Origin of the sequence: Vibrio sp. SCSIO 43097 (assembly GCF_023650755.1) — a bacterium.
Classification (GTDB): Bacteria; Pseudomonadota; Gammaproteobacteria; order Enterobacterales; family Vibrionaceae; genus Vibrio; species Vibrio alginolyticus.
The window spans coordinates 918,448-936,918 of sequence record NZ_CP071841.1; the positions used below are offsets into that span (position 1 = coordinate 918,448).

General features: G+C 44.5%; 19 protein-coding genes and 1 riboswitch. Of the genes, 16 read left to right on the forward strand and 3 right to left on the reverse strand.

Features of this window, described 5'->3' with window-relative positions; translation table 11 throughout:
* Positions 1–690, forward strand: coding sequence for a VV20781 family protein (locus tag J4N40_RS20410; RefSeq protein WP_081051361.1), 690 nt, complete (start codon positions 1–3; stop codon positions 688–690).
* A 91-nt stretch (positions 691–781) separates the two neighbouring features.
* Here the strand turns inward: J4N40_RS20410 and J4N40_RS20415 are convergent, their stop codons facing one another.
* Positions 782–1,783: an AraC family transcriptional regulator gene (locus tag J4N40_RS20415; RefSeq protein WP_250654479.1), complete on the reverse strand. Its 1,002-nt coding sequence runs from the start codon at positions 1,781–1,783 to the stop codon at positions 782–784.
* 107 nt (positions 1,784–1,890) lie between these two features.
* On the opposite strand from J4N40_RS20415, the gene J4N40_RS20420 reads away from it, so the two are divergent.
* The 14 genes from J4N40_RS20420 to J4N40_RS20485 all read left to right on the forward strand — a co-directional run bounded on the left by J4N40_RS20420 (position 1,891) and on the right by J4N40_RS20485 (position 16,552).
* Positions 1,891–2,217: an MFS transporter gene (locus tag J4N40_RS20420; RefSeq protein ID WP_017635162.1), complete on the forward strand. Its 327-nt coding sequence runs from the start codon at positions 1,891–1,893 to the stop codon at positions 2,215–2,217.
* Positions 2,217–3,440, forward strand: coding sequence for an HlyD family secretion protein (locus J4N40_RS20425; RefSeq protein ID WP_054577755.1), 1,224 nt, complete (start codon positions 2,217–2,219; stop codon positions 3,438–3,440). Before J4N40_RS20420 ends, J4N40_RS20425 begins: the two co-directional genes overlap by 1 nt.
* 101 nt (positions 3,441–3,541) lie before the next feature.
* Positions 3,542–4,864, forward strand: a complete 1,323-nt coding sequence (locus tag J4N40_RS20430; RefSeq protein ID WP_005373639.1) for an ABC1 kinase family protein — start codon at positions 3,542–3,544, stop codon at positions 4,862–4,864.
* 112 nt (positions 4,865–4,976) lie between these two features.
* Entirely contained in the window at positions 4,977–6,323 is a 1,347-nt protein-coding gene (locus J4N40_RS20435) for a magnesium transporter (protein WP_250654480.1), read from the forward strand.
* An 804-nt stretch (positions 6,324–7,127) separates the two neighbouring features.
* Complete coding sequence (codB, locus tag J4N40_RS20440) at positions 7,128–8,366, forward strand: cytosine permease (RefSeq protein WP_115386530.1); 1,239 nt, start codon at positions 7,128–7,130, stop codon at positions 8,364–8,366.
* A 9-nt stretch (positions 8,367–8,375) separates the two neighbouring features.
* Positions 8,376–9,653 (forward strand): cytosine deaminase, encoded by a 1,278-nt coding sequence (locus tag J4N40_RS20445; RefSeq protein ID WP_025767946.1) that lies wholly within the window; start codon positions 8,376–8,378, stop codon positions 9,651–9,653.
* A 248-nt stretch (positions 9,654–9,901) separates the two neighbouring features.
* Positions 9,902–10,540, forward strand: coding sequence for an HD domain-containing protein (locus tag J4N40_RS20450; RefSeq protein ID WP_115386528.1), 639 nt, complete (start codon positions 9,902–9,904; stop codon positions 10,538–10,540).
* A complete protein-coding gene (locus J4N40_RS20455; protein WP_115386527.1) occupies positions 10,541–11,299 on the forward strand; it encodes a helix-turn-helix domain-containing protein in 759 nt (252 codons plus the stop codon). It abuts the gene before it with no gap.
* Positions 11,300–11,445: 146 nt separating this feature from the next.
* Positions 11,446–13,299: an MFS transporter gene (locus J4N40_RS20460; protein WP_115386526.1), complete on the forward strand. Its 1,854-nt coding sequence runs from the start codon at positions 11,446–11,448 to the stop codon at positions 13,297–13,299.
* 117 nt (positions 13,300–13,416) lie between these two features.
* Entirely contained in the window at positions 13,417–14,034 is a 618-nt protein-coding gene (locus J4N40_RS20465; protein ID WP_005373653.1) for a lipase family protein, read from the forward strand.
* A gap of 104 nt (positions 14,035–14,138) precedes the next feature.
* Positions 14,139–14,279, forward strand: a riboswitch (FMN riboswitch).
* A 113-nt stretch (positions 14,280–14,392) separates the two neighbouring features.
* Complete coding sequence (gene ribB, locus J4N40_RS20470) at positions 14,393–15,049, forward strand: 3,4-dihydroxy-2-butanone-4-phosphate synthase (protein WP_005373655.1); 657 nt, start codon at positions 14,393–14,395, stop codon at positions 15,047–15,049.
* Positions 15,050–15,154: 105 nt separating this feature from the next.
* Complete coding sequence (locus tag J4N40_RS20475) at positions 15,155–15,700, forward strand: glutathione peroxidase (RefSeq protein WP_054577749.1); 546 nt, start codon at positions 15,155–15,157, stop codon at positions 15,698–15,700.
* Between the two features lie 10 nt (positions 15,701–15,710).
* Entirely contained in the window at positions 15,711–16,154 is a 444-nt protein-coding gene (locus J4N40_RS20480) for a DUF3429 domain-containing protein (RefSeq protein WP_005396352.1), read from the forward strand.
* A gap of 152 nt (positions 16,155–16,306) precedes the next feature.
* Positions 16,307–16,552, forward strand: coding sequence for a hypothetical protein (locus J4N40_RS20485; RefSeq protein ID WP_005373664.1), 246 nt, complete (start codon positions 16,307–16,309; stop codon positions 16,550–16,552).
* Between the two features lie 70 nt (positions 16,553–16,622).
* On the opposite strand, the gene J4N40_RS20490 is transcribed toward J4N40_RS20485, so the two are convergent.
* Positions 16,623–17,222, reverse strand: coding sequence for a thiol:disulfide interchange protein DsbA/DsbL (locus tag J4N40_RS20490; protein WP_005373667.1), 600 nt, complete (start codon positions 17,220–17,222; stop codon positions 16,623–16,625).
* Positions 17,223–17,305: 83 nt separating this feature from the next.
* Positions 17,306–17,686 (reverse strand): hypothetical protein, encoded by a 381-nt coding sequence (locus tag J4N40_RS20495; protein ID WP_005373669.1) that lies wholly within the window; start codon positions 17,684–17,686, stop codon positions 17,306–17,308.
* Positions 17,687–17,964: 278 nt separating this feature from the next.
* Between J4N40_RS20495 and J4N40_RS20500 the strand changes: the two genes are divergently transcribed.
* Complete coding sequence (locus tag J4N40_RS20500) at positions 17,965–18,261, forward strand: isoamylase early set domain-containing protein (RefSeq protein WP_005373671.1); 297 nt, start codon at positions 17,965–17,967, stop codon at positions 18,259–18,261.
* Positions 18,262–18,471: the final 210 nt, after the last annotated feature.

Genomic DNA, 18,471 nt, shown 5'->3' on the forward strand with positions numbered 1-18,471 from the left:
ATGAAGAAACTTATTCTATTCGCTCCCTTGCTCCTTGCTGGTTGTGGTGGCCTAGCCGTCATGGATCGTACTGATGCCGTAAAAGCACAACCAGAAATGCTGATCAAAACCGACGGTGATTTTTGGGGATTCGGTGCAGATGGCCATTTTGATTTTGCTGGTAAGTACAAAGGCAAGTATTCACGCAGTGCTTCTAACTCAAGTTGGTTTAACCGTATCTCTTTCAAAGAAGGTTCAATGGGCGCAGAAGTGACTCGGATCGACAGCGGGGAAACTTGGCTTTTGAACTGCACCGGAGGCGGTATGTCGGTTAACTACATGGGTGTCGATTTTGGTGGGAATGATCCTTACACCTGTGACATTACTCAAGATGGTAAAAAAGTCGGTGAGTTTGCGATGGAGCCAAAATCCGCTCTCATCGACATCAGCTTTGAGAAGAAAGAGACAGGCGTAGTGCGTATTGGTAGCACCCACTTTAATGTAGAAACTGTACATACTAGTCCTGACGCCATGATGGCGGTAGACATTCCATTGGGTTATAGCTTTAAGGAAGGCACACAAGAAATTGCCGCTGTGCAGACGAACGGTACCATTGCGGTACAGATGCTCCCTGAACTTAGCGAACAAAAAAAGGATGTAGTTGCCATCGGCGCTGTTGCAAGTGCACTAAGTTGGCGCCCTAAAAAATAGCCATTACATAAAACAACAACACACAAAAAAACAAAGCCCTCTACTTTTTTGAGGGCTTTTATTGCTTGTACTCATAGAAATAAGTGGAGCACTACTTCTCTAATCTTCCCATATACTGCTTGGGCGTTAATCCACGATGTTTCTTAAACATACGATTGCAGCTCGCCACATTGGTGTAACCAAGGCGCGTGGCAATGTCATCAATACTCACGCGCTTACTCAACAAACCAGCTGCAATATTACTCAATACATAGCCAGAAACCGTCGAAAAATTGAGCCCTAATTTATGCAAACGACGTTGAAACTGCTGTTCAGATAAATCAAGCAGAGAAGACACGCGCTCTAACGTTGGCAATCCATAATGGCTGCTGTAATTCACCACTTCATAAATCACTTTCAACTCATCTTCTGGGTCGGGCATATTAAGCAAATCATCCAAATCGGAAAAACTCATCGCTAGACGGTTGTCTTCTCGATGGCTCACTTGGCGAGAAGCTAGTCGGTCATCTCCCGGGATCCATATCTCTGTTTTTGGCTGACTCCATTCCACCTCGCAGCCGAAATATTCCCGGTATCGCTCAGTATTTTTTCTCGAGCCTGAAACCTTGACACGTAAAGGCTGGTAATCTTTACCAAGAAATTCGCGTAACACCTTAATCATAAATACCGCACAGCGGATACTATCGTGCACCTTTACTGGCGTTTCTATAAACGGGTTGTGGTAAGTCCATTTGATGATTTTACCCGACTGTTCGCCAGCAAAAAACGCCCCTGATTGTAGGTTGCTCACACCATAATTCACTCGCCGAATGGTACTGGCCAAATCATTGCCGGAGAATAACCAGCGTCCCACTGGCCCTAGCTTTTGCAGTTCAATACCTCGGCTGAGACTCAACACCACATCCGGGTCACCACTGGCTTGTTCAACACAACGATACCATTCCGCAACGGCTTTTAGCGGGATCAGTGTCATTGGGTTACGAAACACCGATGCTGGGATCCCTAACTCATCCGAGTCCAAATTGTATTTAGATAACGCGAGGTTATGCATGTTTAGAATGCCCATCGCGCGAATAAACCGAACCGTTTTCATAACCAATTACATCAAATTTAATCCTATAGTGATTGAATCTGTCACAAAGAAAGCCGCAAATCAAATTCAGATCACAATACACCAACAGTTTGATAGAGGAGTGTTTAATGAGTTTACTGAGTGTCCCATTTGTCGGTACAGGCGCAGATACGGCGTTACATGTTGTCGCTGCTGTCGTTTTAATCGCGAGTGTCGCGGGCGCGTGTTACGGCTTTTGGAAAATCCATGAATTACCTATCAATAAAGCACACAGCAAAGACCATCATCAGATAGGGCTCATCACTGCGCTTACCTGGATAGGGTTTGTCTGGCACTGGGTTTGGGTGCTAGCCGTGATCTTTGCATTCGTTGATATGGAAAAAGCCATCATCAATCTGCGTGATACATGGAAAAGTAAACCGCAAACAGAAACACAGCCAAAAGAGGAAGCATAATGTTAGAAGGTTTAGCGGTATGGGCACTCTTCATTTATCTGTTGCGTTTGGTTGGCATGCCTTGGAACAAAGCAACCAAATCGTTCGCTTATCTTGGCGGCTTGGGTTGGCTAATGTTCGTCTGGGTAGGTTTGATTAACTTCACCCCGATGGATTTATCCGGCGGTTCTGTCGTGCAGTCACCACACATCCAATTGCGTCCAGATTCAACCAATGTAAAAGGTAAAGTTGACCACATTTACATTGAGCCGAATCAGCAAGTTAAAGAAGGTCAGCTCATTTATGAACTTGACCCAACGCAATACAAAATCGCATTAAATCAAGCGAACGTATCCGCTGATTCTGCTCGCGTTGCATTAGCTACGGCAAAAGGCGACATCGAGATTGAAGAAGCTAACCACGAGGCGCTAGTGCAAGATCTAGAAACATCCAAGAGCCAGTTGGAAGCGGCGAAAGTTGACTACAAATTGCAGAAAAAAATGCTAGATCGTTATGTTGAGCAAAACCGAGTGGTGCACAACACCATCACGGAAAGCGATATCGACAAACAATCGAGTGCGGTTGATATGGCACGTCACAACGTGTTAACTCTTGAGTCTCAAATCAAGAAGAAACAAGTCGATATTTCCCGTGCAAAACTGGCGATTCATAAAGCGGAACTTGCAGTTGAAACTAAACAAGCCGAACTGCGCCAAGCTGAAGAGCAAATTGCAAAAGCGCAATGGGATTTGAATAGCACAAAAGTTCATGCCCCAACAGATGGCTTTGTCACCAACTTTATCCTGCGTGAAGGTCAGCGTGTATCGATGATGCCGCGTATCAACATGTACACCAACGAGAAGTACGTGCTGATGCGAGTCAACCACCAGGCGATTCGTAACATCAAACCGGGTCAGCCAGCGGAATTCTCTTCGTCCGTTTACCCAGGTAAGATCTTCTCAGCGACCGTCGAAGGCATTGTTGAAGCAACAGGTGAGTCACAAGGTAATCTACTGGGTTTCGATGATTCCGTACGTGTCACCACTGGAAAGAACTTACAGAACAAACACCACTTTGTTCGTCTTAAGATTGATGAGCCAGAAGGCTACGATATCCCAGTTGGCTCTGTTGGCCTGGCATGGGTCAGCGGTGAAAAACCGATAGGCTTCATGGCCTTCTTAGATGTGATTCGCGGGATCATCATCCGAATGAAGTCTCAACTGTACTTCTTCTACTCTATCTAAACTCGCAAACCGCCAGTTACGCTGGCGGTTTTCTTTTCATTTGTATCCAAACATATCCTTTTCCCGTATAACAATTAGTTAGTAAATAGCGGAGAAGATTCATGTCGGCAAAGGAAAGAAGCCTACCTACCCATCGCATCTCAAGATTCAGCAAGTTCGCTTCACTTGCTACCCGTGTCGCAGGCAATGTGATTACAGAAGGCACGAAGCAGATAGCCAAAGGCAACAAACCAAAAGCGAAAGACCTCTTGCTGACGCCACAGAACATCGCGCGTTTAACTGACCAACTTGCTCACCTACGTGGCGCTGCAATGAAGCTTGGTCAAATGCTGTCAATGGATGCTGGTGATGTTTTAGAACCTGAACTTGCCGATATTCTTTCCCGTCTTCGTTCCAACGCAGACCCAATGCCTGCAAAACAACTCAACGCAGTAATGGAAAGTTCGCTAGGAACGAATTGGAAAGCTGAGTTTCTGTCATTTAACTTCAAACCAATCGCCAGTGCATCAATAGGACAAGTGCACCAAGCTTACAGCGATGCGGGCGATAACCTAGCCGTCAAAGTGCAATATCCGGGCATACGGAAAAGTATCGATAGCGACGTCGATAATGTCGGTACACTGCTCAAGGTCGTTGGGTTGATTCCCGAGTCTGTCGACTACAAAGGATTGCTCGAAGAAGCGAAAAAGCAGCTACATGACGAGGCCGATTACGCACGAGAGGCACAATTTGCCATTCGTTATCATGACGCTTTGAAGGAGCACCCTCATTTTGTCGTACCGAAGATTCATACTGAAAGTTGCTCAGACTCCGTTCTCGCGATGGAATTCATTGATGGTAGCCCGATTGAGCAAATCGAACATTATGATCAGAGTACACGGGATTTTGTCATGCACAGCCTACTCGAATTACTGTTTCGAGAGCTGTTCGAATTTAAGATGGTACAAACCGACCCAAACTTCGCCAACTACTTATATATCGAAAACACTCGTCAAATCGGCTTGCTAGATTTCGGGGCGACCCGCGAATACAGCGAACGGTTCAGTACCGGCTATCGCCAAGCTTTTGCGTCTGTCGTGAATAATGACGAACAAGGCTTAAATGATGCGCTTGAACAAATAGGCTTCTTCAGCCAAACCATCCTTCCAGACCAGCGCCAAGCGATTCTCGATCTAGTGAAAATGGCATGTGAACCGATGTTAGTTGATGAGCCTTATGACTTTAAAGCCAGTGGCTTAGCACAAAAGCTTCGCGAAGCTGGCACTATTTTAAGCATGGAACAAGAATACTGGCATACTCCACCAGCAGATGCCCTATTTTTGCACAGAAAAATAGGCGGAATGTACTTGCTGGCAGCCCGTATTGGCGCAAAAGTGAACATTCGCCAATTGGTACAGCCATATCTCACCATCAACAGCAAATAGCCTATTGTTTTTCTGTTACTTTCAAGTACCTTGAGCAAGGTTAAGATGCATAGTTGTGCATCTCAATAACATGCCATACTTCCATAAAACGAATTAACTATCGGGGTACTCGGTGAGCAAGTTTCAAGATCTCTCCACTCTAATCCAGCAAATTGGCCAAGCCGAAGAAGCGGATCAAGTCGCAACGCTCAATGAATCTATTGAAGCGGGCCTCGAGCCCGGCGCGGTTGCCCTGATTCTAGAAGCATTTCCAATCGACGATCGTGTTCGCTTATGGCGAGCTTTACCACTAGAGCTACATATCGACGTGTTAACGGAAATGCGTGCGGACGTACGTTTCTCTATCATCAATGCGTTATCTGAAGTCGAGCTAAAGCTCACTCTCGCTAAACTCGACAACTTGTCGCTCATCGAATGGGCCGATTCGTTGCCAGAGTCGATCATCAACGAAGCGCTCTCGTTGATAGAAAAAGATGAGTTGGAACTTTACGATCAAGCAAACGAGTATGCTGATGAAGAACTCGGCCACTGGGCTGAACGTAAGATCATCACCCTGCCCTTCAACATTACGATTGGGACAGCTAAGCAGTTAATGGAGCGCTATAGCTACGACACGCCTCAACAGGTGTATCTGATTAATCGTAATAAACAGTATCGTGGAACGGTCAACTACTTCGATATCTTACGTGGTGACCCCGATACTCGCTTAAAAACACTCGTTATTGAGGCTGTGACGGTTCTAGACAGTAAAATGATGCTTCCTGAAGCGGTAGAGGCATTAGAACACAGCACACTGCCCGCTCTCCCTGTAACTGATGCAGACCAAACACTGATCGGTGAAGTCGATTGGCAGTTTGCATTGAGTACACAGCGTGAAATCTACGAAGCACGTTTGATGGCCGGTACAGGTATGGATGAAGGCGATGACTTGTTTGCGCCAGTATTAAAAAGCTCGCAAAAGCGCGGTGTTTGGTTAGGCATCAATTTGCTTACTGCGATTTTGGCGTCTGTCACTATCGGACTATTTGAAGATGTAATTGCGCAGGTGGTGGCTTTGGCGGTGCTCATGCCAATTGTTGCATCCATGGGGGGCATTGCTGGCAGCCAAACGCTCACTCTAATGATTCGTGCGATGGCGCTTAATCAGATCACCCCAGGTAACCGTTTCAAGCTATTGAAAAATGAGTTGGGTATTGGCTCTCTGAACGGCATTGCTTGGGCGTTCATCATCGGCGGGCTCGCCGGATTGTGGTTTCAATCTCCGGTTCTAGGTGGGACCATCGCGCTGGCCATTATCGTCAATATTATTACCGCAGCTTTATTTGGTGTGCTGATTCCCATCATTCTGGATAAGTTTAAATTGGACCCCGCTTTGGCTGGCTCGGTGATTCTAACAACAGTGACAGATGTAGTTGGTTTTTTCGCCTTTTTAGGAACGGCGAGTTTAGTCATGCTTTAAAAGGTTCATTGTTTATTAATCAATCATTAGCATAATAGAGTCAAATTGCATAACGCAGTTGCAAATTGCAAACACACTCAAACTTTAAGCAACGCATGTCACAGAAACTACGTATTTTAGGGCATATTAAAGTTGGCACAGTAACTGCATTATATAAATCGACCCTTCTTAAGCCGAGGGTCACCTAGCCAACTGACGTTGTTAGTGAACTTGATTTTGTTCACATGTATATAAGCCAATCGCACTCTTTGCGGTTGGCTATTTTTTTATGTGGCTATTGCCCTCTTATCCTCTGACCGAGCTCGGTTGTACTTTTCTTACCCACAACAGATTGTTTACTGTTTATAAAATTCAAATATTCGCCCACTAAACCATTAGAAATGCCAGCTTCAACAAAAATAAATCACCTACATAAAATAAAACCAAGAAAATATACCCAAGAAAAGAACAAATAACGTCCAAATCAAAAACCTCATCATGAAAACGTTTTCTTTTCATAGAAATCGACTGAACAATTCAGAGTTATAGATAAATTCAATCCATAAAAACAAATAGCAATTCAAAACATTAACTTCACATAGAAAATCTGTCTATAAATCATAGAAAACACGTAAAACCAAACTTTTAACTTTTATAATTTAGAAATCAAACTATTGTTATTAAAAGAAAAAATACACAACAAAAACCAAGCAAACGTTTAAATTGCAATTTCATCATTGACTATTAAATTTACATCACGATAATACGCGCCGTTTGCCTGAAATCAGGTGCTATAATTTAATGTTTCAATGTGCGGAGGCAATAATGGCTGGAGACAATAATTACAGTCTTGGACCAGTTCCCAACACGGCTAGAAAAGGCGTGGCATCACTTACAATGGTGATGTTAGGACTCACTTTTTTCTCCGCAAGTATGTGGACTGGGGGTTCTCTCGGTACTGGGCTCTCCTTTAATGATTTTTTCCTCGCTGTTCTCATCGGTAACCTAATCCTCGGTATTTACACTTCTTTCCTCGGTTACATCGGCGCTTCTACTGGTCTCTCTACCCACCTTCTTGCTCGTTTCTCTTTTGGTTCTAAAGGCTCTTGGCTTCCTTCTGCTCTTCTTGGCGGAACTCAAGTTGGGTGGTTTGGAGTTGGTGTCGCGATGTTTGCGATTCCGGTGCATAAAGCAACGGGCATCGATACCAATACTTTGATCCTTGTCTCCGGTTTGCTCATGACCGCGACCGTTTACTTTGGAATCTCAGCACTGATGGTGCTGTCAGCAATCGCCGTTCCTGCCATTGCGCTACTTGGCGGTTACTCTGTCATCGAGGCAGTAAATAGCGTTGGTGGTATTGGCGAACTACAACAAGTTCAACCAACCGAGCCACTCGATTTTTCAATAGCTCTCGCGATGGTTGTCGGCTCTTTTGTCAGTGCTGGTACATTAACGGCGGATTTCGTACGCTTTGGTAAAAAGCCGCGCAGCGCCGTGATGATCACCATAGTGGCATTTTTCATCGGTAACTCGTTAATGTTTATCTTTGGCGCGGCAGGTGCGTCGGTGACGGGTCAATCAGACATTTCTGAAGTGATGATCGCGCAAGGTCTTCTTATTCCAGCTATCATCGTTCTTGGCTTGAACATCTGGACGACCAACGACAACGCGCTCTACGCATCGGGTCTTGGATTTTCCAACATCACAGGCTTACCAAGTAAATACATCTCAATGGCGAACGGTCTTGTTGGCACACTTTGCGCTCTCTGGCTCTACAATAACTTTGTTGGCTGGCTGACCTTCTTATCGTTGGCAATTCCACCGATTGGCGGCGTGATCATCGCTGACTTCTTCACGAACCGTAAACGCTACGCAAACTTTGAAGCCGCCCAATTCCAAAACGTTAACTGGGCTGGCATTATAGCTGTCGTGATTGGCGTTGGTGCGGGACACTTCCTGCCTGGCGTAGTGCCGATTAACGCTGTACTTGGCGGCGCAATTAGCTTCCTGATTCTTAATCCTATTCTTAACAAAAAAGCACTGGCTACACAGCCAGCGTAAGGAACCATCATGACAACACTACTGATCAAAAACGTAACGCTAAAAGGACAAGAAGGTCTGCAGCAAATTTTGATTGAAGATGGTCAATTCAAGCGCATTGAAAGCAACGATGTGGAGCTTAGTCATAACGGTGACATCATCGATGCTGAAGGCGGTATGGCGGTTGCGCCTTTCTGCGAGCCACACATTCACTTAGATACAACTCAAACCGCAGGCGAGCCAAGCTGGAACATCTCTGGCACATTGTTTGAGGGTATTGAACGTTGGGCTGAGCGCAAAGAAATGCTGTCGATTGAAGACGTGAAAGCGCGCGCAAAACAAACCTTAAAATGGCAGATAGCAAACGGCGTACAACACGTTCGTACCCACGTCGATGTTTCAGACCCTACCCTAATTGCCCTAAAAGCGATGGTAGAAGTGCGTGAAGAGATGAAAGAATGGGTAGATATCCAAATCGTCGCCTTCCCGCAGGAAGGAATTCTCTCTTACCCAAATGGCAAAGAGCTGCTAGAAGAAGCCGTCAAATTAGGTGCGGACGTGATTGGCGCGATTCCACACTTTGAATTCACACGCGAATATGGCATTGAATCGCTGCACTACGTGTTCGAATTAGCGCAAAAATACGACCGTCTGATCGACGTGCATTGTGATGAAATCGATGACGAACAATCTCGCTTCGTTGAAACACTGGCAGCATTAGCGCACAAGTTTGATATGGGGAATAAAGTCACGGCCAGTCACACCACAGCGATGGGTTCCTACAACGGTGCATACGCATCTCGCCTGTTCCGTTTATTACGCATGTCCGGTATCAACTTCGTGGCAAATCCATTGGTGAACATTCACTTACAAGGACGTTTTGATGATTACCCAAAACGTCGCGGCGTAACACGAGTGAAAGAGATGCTGAATGCCAACATCAACGTCTGCTTTGGACACGATGATGTATTTGACCCTTGGTACCCACTAGGCACTGCAAACATGCTGCAAGTACTGCATATGGGTCTGCACGTGTGTCAGGTGATGGGTTACGACCAAATCAACAACTCACTGGATCTGATCAGCACCAATTCAGCACGTACACTGAACATTCAAGATAAGCACGGCATTGAAGAAGGCAAACCAGGTAGTTTACTGATTCTTCCCGCAGAAAATGGTTTTGACGCAGTACGTCGCCAAGTGCCGGTTCGCTACTCTGTTCGTCACGGTAAAGTGATTGCAGAAACACAGCCTGCAACAACTCATATTCATCTTGAACAAGCAGAGCAAGTAACGTTCAAACGCTAAAAAGATCGGCGAAACTAAAAAGGCCTGACGACATCGTCAGGCCTTTTTTCTACTGGTAAACATCACTGCTCGCTCTGTCTATTCTTGTCTCATAAACCGCTGAACACATTGAAAGACCATATAAAACGGCTCAGTACCAAACGTTGCACAAGGTTCTGGTGGCTGAATCTCAATTACACCATCGCACTTGGAAATTATTCTAAGCGTTGGGCATACTTCTGACTTCATTTTAGTTGTAGATATGAACCATGACGTCATTAAGCCAGATAGAACCGCAATTTTTGGAATTTATGCAGCAAGAGATGCAAGTGGATGCAGCTCATGATCTTAAACACGTAAAACGCGTGGTCAAAACAGCGAAACAGCTCTGCAAAGAAGAAAGTGCAGACATCGCGATTGTATTACCGGCTGCCTATTTGCATGATTGCTTTACTTATCCGAAAGATCACCCAAATCGCAAAGAGAGCTCAATCATCGCAGCCAAAAAAGCGGTCGCATTTTTAGAGAGTATCGATTATCCGCAGCAATATCATGATGCCATTGCTCATGCGATAGAGGCACACAGCTTTAGCGCAAACATCAGGCCAAATACGTTGGAAGCTAAAATCGTCCAAGATGCCGACCGTCTGGACGCTTTAGGCGCAATTGGCGTGACGCGATGCATTCAAGTCAGCACTCAATTTAACGCGCAACTTTACAACGACAGCGATATATTTGCCGAAGAACGTGAACTTAACGATAAACAATTCACTCTGGATCACTTTCAAACCAAGTTATTCAAAATCGCTGAAACCATGAACACAGAGTCAGCAAGACGCGAAGCGCAAAAACGCAAAACCTTTATGCAAACGTACCTAGAGCAGTTACACGACGAGGTAACAGCGTAAATGTCAGAAAGCTATACGTTAATTAAAGAGCTTAAACGCCAACTAAAGTTAGCTGGGCTGCATTATGCCGATGTTGCACAACACCTTGATTTAAGTGAAGGAAGCGTCAAACGTTTACTCGCTGAAGGTCAACACATTAGTCTTGAACGCTTAGAACGCATTTGCCAATTGATTGGTTTAGAAATGGCGGAACTGTTTAAGCTTGCGGCTGCGCACAATAAAGGTCTAGAGTCGCTAACGTTAGAGCAAGAAAAGCAGTTGGTTAACGATAAAGCCCTGCTACTCGTGGCAATCTGTGTTGTAAATGGCTATCAGTTTGAACAAATCGTTCAGCAATACACCTTCAATGAGTTGGAACTGGTGCAAAAGCTTGCTCATTTGGATCGTCTGAACATCATCAACTTGCAGCCAAATAACAAAATTCGTTTGCGTATATCTCCGACATTTAAGTGGCAGATGGGCGGCCCTATTCAACGGTTCTTCCAACAGCAAGTTCAAGACGCCTTTTTCCAAACCTACTTTTCTGGTGAAGATGAAAAGTTCTCCATGGCAACAGGATTGATGAGTGTACCAACCAACAAGAAGCTACAACAGAAACTGCAAAAGGTCATCGATGAGTTTTATCAGGCTTGCCAAAGTGATAGCTCTCTCGATATGGACGAAAAACACGGCACCTCTCTGATTATTGCGATGCGTCGCTGGACGTTCCCTTTATTTGAACCATGGGAAAGAAAACTCACCAATAAGTCTCGCAATTAGTAACTCAATAAACAAATGGAAATAAAAGTAACGAATTTCGTTACTTTTGGTGGCATACAACGTCACTTGAAAGAGAAAGCTGGTTTAATCGTTCATTGAGCATAAAGTGCTCCCATCTCATTCGACTTTGTTTAATCGGGGCCCGTATGTTTTTCTCAAAACGCTTTTTTCCTTACTTTGTGACGCAATGCCTTGGCGCACTCAATGACAACATCTACAAAAACGTTCTGTTATTGATGGTGACATACAGCCAAATTGATAACCTACCAATATCCGTCAATCTATTCGTTAATTTGGCGGCAGGCTTATTCATCCTACCTTTCTTTCTATTCTCAGCGCATGCTGGTGCCGTCGCTGACAGCATGGACAAAGCCAAATTAATCCGACGTCTAAAGCTCATCGAGCTGGCTATCATGTCTTGCGCAGCAACCGCTATTGCCACCCAAAGTGCCATGCTGATGCTGGTTCTGCTGTTTATGACAGGCACTCAATCGGCCTATTTTGGTCCCGTGAAATACGCCTTGCTACCACAAGCGCTCAAACCAAATGAGCTTGTTAAAGGAAATGCTTGGGTTGAAATGGGCACGTTTCTTTCGATTCTTATAGGTACGCTTAGCGCAGGCCTGCTGCTAGCCATTCCTAATGGTACCTTGATTGCTTCTTGTACCGTGATTGCCTTGTCTTTGCTTGGGTTCATGAGCAGCGTGAATATTCCAACGATGCCTAGCCAATCGAATGACAAAGCGAAATTTGAACCGATTTCTGGTTTAAAGAACACGTTAAAAGTGGCAAAAAAACAGAGAGGCATCTGGATGTCTATTCTTGCCATCAGTTGGTTCTGGTTCATGGGTGCGACTTACCTAACTCAATTCCCTAACTTCGCACGCGAACATTTGTTCGCAGATAGCACTGTCGTTTCTTTGCTGTTGGCATTGTTTTCCATTGGTATCGCTACAGGCTCTTGGTTGTGTGAAAAACTTTCTTTCAACCACGTTGAGCTTGGTATTTTGCCATTCGGTATCCTTGGACTGACAGTGTTTGGCGTCGACTTGCTATGGGCAGTCCCAAGTTATCTATCACTTCCGGTGCACTTTTATGATGTGCAAAACTTCGTTGCTGAATCAAAACATCTACGCGTCATGATTGACCTGTTCCTTGTTGGTGTAAGCGGCGGTGTCTTTATTGTTCCTCTTTATGCGTTCATCCAATCGCGTTCAAACAAAGGGGAGTGTGCACGTGCCATTGCTGCTAACAACATCATGAATGCGTTGTTTATGGTGGTGTCTGCTTTGGTTTCGATCGTTGTACTCAGCGTACTAGAGCTTTCTATTGTGGAACTGTTTGCCATGATGGCAATAGGTAACTTTTTCGTGGCGATCTATGTCTATCGCCAAGTACCGGAATTTACACAACGCTTTATCAGTTATTTACTCAGCCATTGTATGTATCGTGTGTCCGTAAAGGGGCGCCAACATATTCTTGAACAAGGTGCTGCGTTAATCGTGGCTAACCATGTTAGCTATGTCGATGCATTGATTTTGATGGGAACCTCTACTCGCCCGGTTCGTTTTGTGATGGACAAGTCCATCAGCGAGCTACCTGTTCTTAAATATGTATTCCGTCATGCCGGTGTTATCCCGATCTGTTCTCCACGTAAGTGTGCCGACACTTACCGACGAGCATTTGAACAGATTGAACAAGCACTTAACGACGGTGAGGTTGTCTGTATCTTCCCTGAGGGTCGTTTAACGTCTAACGGTCAATTGGGTGAGTTTCGCCCTGGTGTAGAAAAAATCCTTGAACGTAACCCTGTTCCTGTCATCCCTATGGCGTTAAAAGGGCTTTGGGGTTCTTTTTTCAGCCACAAAGGCGGACATGCTCTCACAAAACGACCGACTCGTTTTTGGTCAAAAGTGGATGTTGTTATCGGTGAAGTGTTAAGTCCTGCGTCTTTAAATCGTCATCAATTGCAACAACAAGTACAGGATTTACTGGGCTGAGTCGCTTGCTACAGCAGTCAAACTTTGCAGCAAAACGTAAATATGCACCACAAAGCACAAGTAGTTTCTTGTCAATTAGAGTAGGATATCTACGACGTCATAAATCTAGGAGGTATTATGAAAATCATCATCTTACATGGTCTTTATATGCATGGGCTGGTCATGCAGCCTCTTAGCCAAAAGCTGAGAAAACTCGGATACGAAACGCAAGTACTCAGCTATAACACTGTTGCTATCGATGAGTCTTCACTGTTTGATTCTATTGATCATTCGCTTAATCCACTGACCACAAACGTGCTCGTGGGACACAGCTTGGGAGGCTTGATGATTAAGCGCTATCTCGCCAACAGAAAACCGAGCACTAACTTAATCTCTCATGTTGTCGCTATCGGTTCGCCTCTGAAAGGCGCGTCCATTGTAGGTCGAATTCAAGATCTCGGATTGGGTGCAATTTTAGGCAATTCGCCACACCACGGATTAAACAAACATGATGACGCTTGGGATTTCCCTCAAAAACTCGGCAGTATCGCAGGAACGATGCCGATTGGCGCTCGCCCATTGTTGATCCGTAATGACAACACCATGTCGGACGGTACCGTTACCGTAGAAGAGACAAGACTGGACGGTATGCAAGATCATATCGAAGTGAAGCAAACGCATACGAGCCTGATTTACAACACCTTCGTGCCGCAGCAGATTGATCACTTTATTCGCACAGATTATTTCCGTCGATAGCACACTTTTCCATCATACAGATGGAATCGACTTTCCAAGCTATTCAGTTCGCAGTACTATCCTAGCTCCACTTCTTCACAACTTGGATGAAGTGGTACATTTTTAATTGTTCTCAGGGCGGGGCGAAATTCCCCACCGGCGGTATACTTTTTCAAGTGAGCCCGCGAGCGCTCGATTCGTCGAGGTCAGCAGATCTGGTGAGATGCCAGAGCCGACGGTTATAGTCCGGATGAAAGAGAATAAGAATACACCAGCATAGCGAGTCAGATCGCTAAGAATGCTGGTGCACTTCTTTTTGATCGTATTTTACGGCGATCTCTCATACCGCCCTGATTCTGGTGAAATTTAGGAGTTAACCATGAATCAGTCATCACTACTTGCCGAATTCGGCGACCCAATTACTCGCGTTGAAAACGCACTTATCGCTTTAAAAGAAGGCCGTGGCGTACTGCTTCTTGATGATGAAGATCGCGAAAACGAAGGCGATATCATTTATTCAGTCGAGCACCTCACTAACGAGCAAATGGCATTGATGATCCGCGAATGTAGCGGCATCGTTTGTTTGTGCTTAACAGATGCTCAAGCAGACAAACTGGAACTGCCTCCTATGGTGGTAAACAACAACAGCGCAAACCAAACCGCATTTACGGTTTCTATTGAAGCGAAAGTTGGTGTAACAACGGGTGTTTCAGCAGCAGACCGCGTAACGACCATTAAAACGGCGGCAAACCCGCACGCAAAACCGGAAGATCTTGCTCGCCCGGGTCACGTATTCCCTCTGCGCGCACGTCCAGGTGGTGTAATGACTCGCCGTGGTCACACAGAAGGTACGATTGATCTGATGCAAATGGCAGGGCTTCAACCCGCTGGCGTACTGTGTGAAGTGACCAATCCAGATGGCACGATGGCAAAGGCACCAGAGATCGTAGCATTCGGTCGCCTCCACAACATGCCGGTACTGACGATTGAAGACATGGTAATGTACCTGAACCAGTTCGAGTTGAAACTGGCATAGTCAGATCTCAGCTCTTGAAAAAAGCCGCGCATTTGTGCGGCTTTTTTGATCGATCCTCTTTGCACTTGAGTAGTTATACTTATTGAAAACAAGGGGAACAACACCATGAAAGGATTACTGAAACTCGCCGCTCTCGTTAGCTTTCTCTCCATGAATTCGCTTGCTCTTGCATCTGAGTGCCCTGATATTCTTCAAGGTAAGCAAAGGTTGTTAAACTCAACGGAAGAAGTCGATCTATGCGAAAGCTTTAAGGGAAAGACACTACTAATCGTCAATACAGCAAGCCAGTGCGGCTTCACTCCTCAGTTCGAACAGTTAGAAACCCTCTATCAAACTTACAAAGACCAAAACTTCACCGTTATCGGTTTCCCGAGCAATGACTTTCGACAAGATAGAGGAAGCGAAACGAACACTGCGAAAGTCTGTTATCTCGATTACGGGGTAACCTTTCCAATGATGGCTCGCTCTTCAGTATTAGGTGTAGATGCGAACCCAGTCTTCAACCAGATTACTAACCAAGCAGGCATAAAACCAAAATGGAACTTCTACAAGTTTCTAATTAGCTCTGAAGGTAAAGTTATTGCTACTTTTCCAAGCTCCACATCACCGACAAGTACTACGCTTACCAATATGATAGAGCAACAATTATAAGGTGACGACCATGACAACACGCTCAACCATGCTACAACTCGGTTACTTAGGCCTGGTTCCATTTGTGTTTAGTTTAGGGCTGATTTTCACTGACATCTCACTCTTCAATTTAAGTGGTCAGCAATTTTTCATCGCATATAGCGCCGTTATATTAAGTTTTTTATCCGGCATCCTTTGGGGTAATGGCATTGAGCATTACTACCATCGCCTTAGCCGAAATATATTAATTCTCAGCAACCTTTTTGTCTTACTGGCTTGGGGCGCATTACTGCAGGGCCACAAACATTACGCAGTCGCAACCCTACTCTTAGCAATTGGGTACCTTGCTGTTTGGTACGCAGAAAAGCTCGTGAGGAAAGTCGAACAAGACGCCGAGCCCAAGGGATATCAAGGAATGAGGAGCAAACTGACCTTCGGCGTAATCGTAATGCACGGATTGGCTTTAGTTTCATAACCTGGTCTGTCCAGTACTAAGATCACAAAAAAACGTCTTTTTATAAAACAATGTTCATTTCGTGAATGCACACATATTTTGAACACTGTTTTGTTTCATTTATGAATCAATCCACATATAAGTAATTCAAAGCATTCACAAAGGATATGAATATGTTTTTTCGCAAACTTTTGTTTAGCACTGCGATGATCAATGCAACGACAGGTTGCGTGTCTTACCAGGCACAGCAAGCCGCCGCTCAAACAGTAAATAATACAGGTGCTGTGCTTACCAATGTGATTAAAACTACGATTGCTCAGCCATGTAATGTTGCAATCACTGCTGCTAGCTTGTTTTATCCGCATGCCATATTTATGACTAGTGTTCCGACTCAAGCATGTACAAGCGTTCTTAGATAATACGAGTGTGATAAGCATAAAAAATGGCGACTCTACTGTCGCCATTTTTAAGTATCGATGCTATTTATAGTTACAGCGTCAATAAGTAATTAACTAATTGATTGTACTCGTCGTAAGTACGAATTTCGTTGGCCAAAACAATGTATTTATTGTTCACAACCACACCCGGAACCCCTCTTAACGTGCTGGCAGAGAATTGCTTATCAAAACCTTTCTGCATTGAGTTTACGGCGAAACTGTTGTACGCCGCATCAAACTTCTTACCTTCTACGCCATTATCAACGAAGAGTTGTTTCAGCTCAGCTTCGTCTTTTGGCGCTTGTCGCTTTTGATGAATTTGGGCAAACATGGCAGGAATCATTGTATCTTCAACACCGAGCGACACCATCGTCGCGTAGGACTTGGCCATCGGAATCGCCATATCTCCGCCCATGAACCCCACATGCACCTTTTCAAACTTTGCCTCTTTTGGCAGAGCAGGTTTTAAACGCTCAATAAGCGACTCAAACTTGTAGCAATGTGGGCAATAAAAAGAAAAGAATTCCGTCACAACAGGTTTCGATGCTTTCTTAACATCCAGAACTTTGTAGTGCTTCCCTTCTTCAAATTGCGCTGCATGAGCGGTAAAAGTCAGTAAAAGTGCACTACATAAGGCAAGTAGTTTTTTCATTGTTTATTTCCTTGTGGCATTCAAATGCCAAATCATTTCATTTGGTAAAAAAGGGTAAACCCCAAGTAATTTGAGATGAGGAATTAAACAATCGGAGGACGATAAAGCTTGGTGATCACTGTCACTACTTTTTCGACTAGAGGCCTATCAATCAAGGCAAGGCTATAAGGAAGAAGCAGTAAGTCGTTTTGAGATAAGTTGGCGGGAATTTTGACCATGCAGGAAGAGCTACAACTCGTGTGAGATTGTTGTGCCTTATTGATGGCTGACTCATCGTGATGTGATTCTACGCAGTCGTCATTGACGCCAAGTTGTTTGTGCAGAGCAGCCTGTTGAACAATAAGATCGCGTACTTCAATTGTTTTCATCGGAGCGGAAGCCTGCGCCACAGGAGCGACACTACTCAAAAGCATAGCAACTAAGCAAACTATCGCAGTCAACAATGTACGGTTAAACTTCAACATAGCTACATCAAGGAAAATGGTGATTTAAGATAATACATGATAACGGTTTGACTTCAAGATACGGACTCTCGGCTCGCTAACAAACTCTGTTCTTTGACCATTTTAGGCTAGTGAATTTTCTCTCTAACGATCCCTCAGTACACGAAACCAGCACAACGAACTATTCACCGTTCGGATACTCCCCTCATCAGATACCAGCAACAATTCGATAAAACTTGAAATCATTATGAAACACGAGTAATAGTTAGAACAGTTTTTGTACGAACAAGGAAAGATCAATGCTTAAAAAGAGATTCTTTAAGACAAAAGATGAAGTCGAAGTCACGTTCGAGCTAGATAAAGATCAGTGGGACTCGGTCCAAATTGCTGGAGACTTCAACAACTGGCAACCAGAACCGATGAAATTAGTGAAGAAAAGTCGTCAGTTTAAATTTAAAACCCGCTTACCTAAAGCGCAGAATGTTCAGTTCCGTTACTTGCTCGATGACGCGAAGTGGGAAAATGACCCACAAGCTGATGCTTACGTTCCAAATGCATTTGGCAGCGACAACAGCGTCGTATGTACCACCGAATAAGCGGTAATTTCGCTTTAAGATTCCATACCTAGGCGCAAACGTTGCGCCTTTTTACATCTCTCGAAATGTGATTGGTGATTAGATTTAAATCATTAATTGGCAATTTTATCCAGTTAACTCATCCGATAACCTTATTCTGAGAAAGCTTTATTTGAAATAATTCGTAAATTTGTTTAAGTTCCATTGATATTAAATATTGTATACATCACT

Coding starts and splice junctions, on each gene's coding strand:
- J4N40_RS20410 (WP_081051361.1), top strand. CDS start 1: ATGAAGAAACTTATTCTATTCGCTCCCTTGCTCCTTGCTGGTTGTGGT.
- J4N40_RS20415 (WP_250654479.1), bottom strand. CDS start 1,783: ATGAAAACGGTTCGGTTTATTCGCGCGATGGGCATTCTAAACATGCAT.
- J4N40_RS20420 (WP_017635162.1), top strand. CDS start 1,891: ATGAGTTTACTGAGTGTCCCATTTGTCGGTACAGGCGCAGATACGGCG.
- J4N40_RS20425 (WP_054577755.1), top strand. CDS start 2,217: ATGTTAGAAGGTTTAGCGGTATGGGCACTCTTCATTTATCTGTTGCGT.
- J4N40_RS20430 (WP_005373639.1), top strand. CDS start 3,542: ATGTCGGCAAAGGAAAGAAGCCTACCTACCCATCGCATCTCAAGATTC.
- codB (WP_115386530.1), top strand. CDS start 7,128: ATGGCTGGAGACAATAATTACAGTCTTGGACCAGTTCCCAACACGGCT.
- J4N40_RS20445 (WP_025767946.1), top strand. CDS start 8,376: ATGACAACACTACTGATCAAAAACGTAACGCTAAAAGGACAAGAAGGT.
- J4N40_RS20450 (WP_115386528.1), top strand. CDS start 9,902: ATGACGTCATTAAGCCAGATAGAACCGCAATTTTTGGAATTTATGCAG.
- J4N40_RS20455 (WP_115386527.1), top strand. CDS start 10,541: ATGTCAGAAAGCTATACGTTAATTAAAGAGCTTAAACGCCAACTAAAG.
- J4N40_RS20460 (WP_115386526.1), top strand. CDS start 11,446: ATGTTTTTCTCAAAACGCTTTTTTCCTTACTTTGTGACGCAATGCCTT.
- J4N40_RS20465 (WP_005373653.1), top strand. CDS start 13,417: ATGAAAATCATCATCTTACATGGTCTTTATATGCATGGGCTGGTCATG.
- ribB (WP_005373655.1), top strand. CDS start 14,393: ATGAATCAGTCATCACTACTTGCCGAATTCGGCGACCCAATTACTCGC.
- J4N40_RS20475 (WP_054577749.1), top strand. CDS start 15,155: ATGAAAGGATTACTGAAACTCGCCGCTCTCGTTAGCTTTCTCTCCATG.
- J4N40_RS20480 (WP_005396352.1), top strand. CDS start 15,711: ATGACAACACGCTCAACCATGCTACAACTCGGTTACTTAGGCCTGGTT.
- J4N40_RS20485 (WP_005373664.1), top strand. CDS start 16,307: ATGTTTTTTCGCAAACTTTTGTTTAGCACTGCGATGATCAATGCAACG.
- J4N40_RS20490 (WP_005373667.1), bottom strand. CDS start 17,222: ATGAAAAAACTACTTGCCTTATGTAGTGCACTTTTACTGACTTTTACC.
- J4N40_RS20495 (WP_005373669.1), bottom strand. CDS start 17,686: ATGTTGAAGTTTAACCGTACATTGTTGACTGCGATAGTTTGCTTAGTT.
- J4N40_RS20500 (WP_005373671.1), top strand. CDS start 17,965: ATGCTTAAAAAGAGATTCTTTAAGACAAAAGATGAAGTCGAAGTCACG.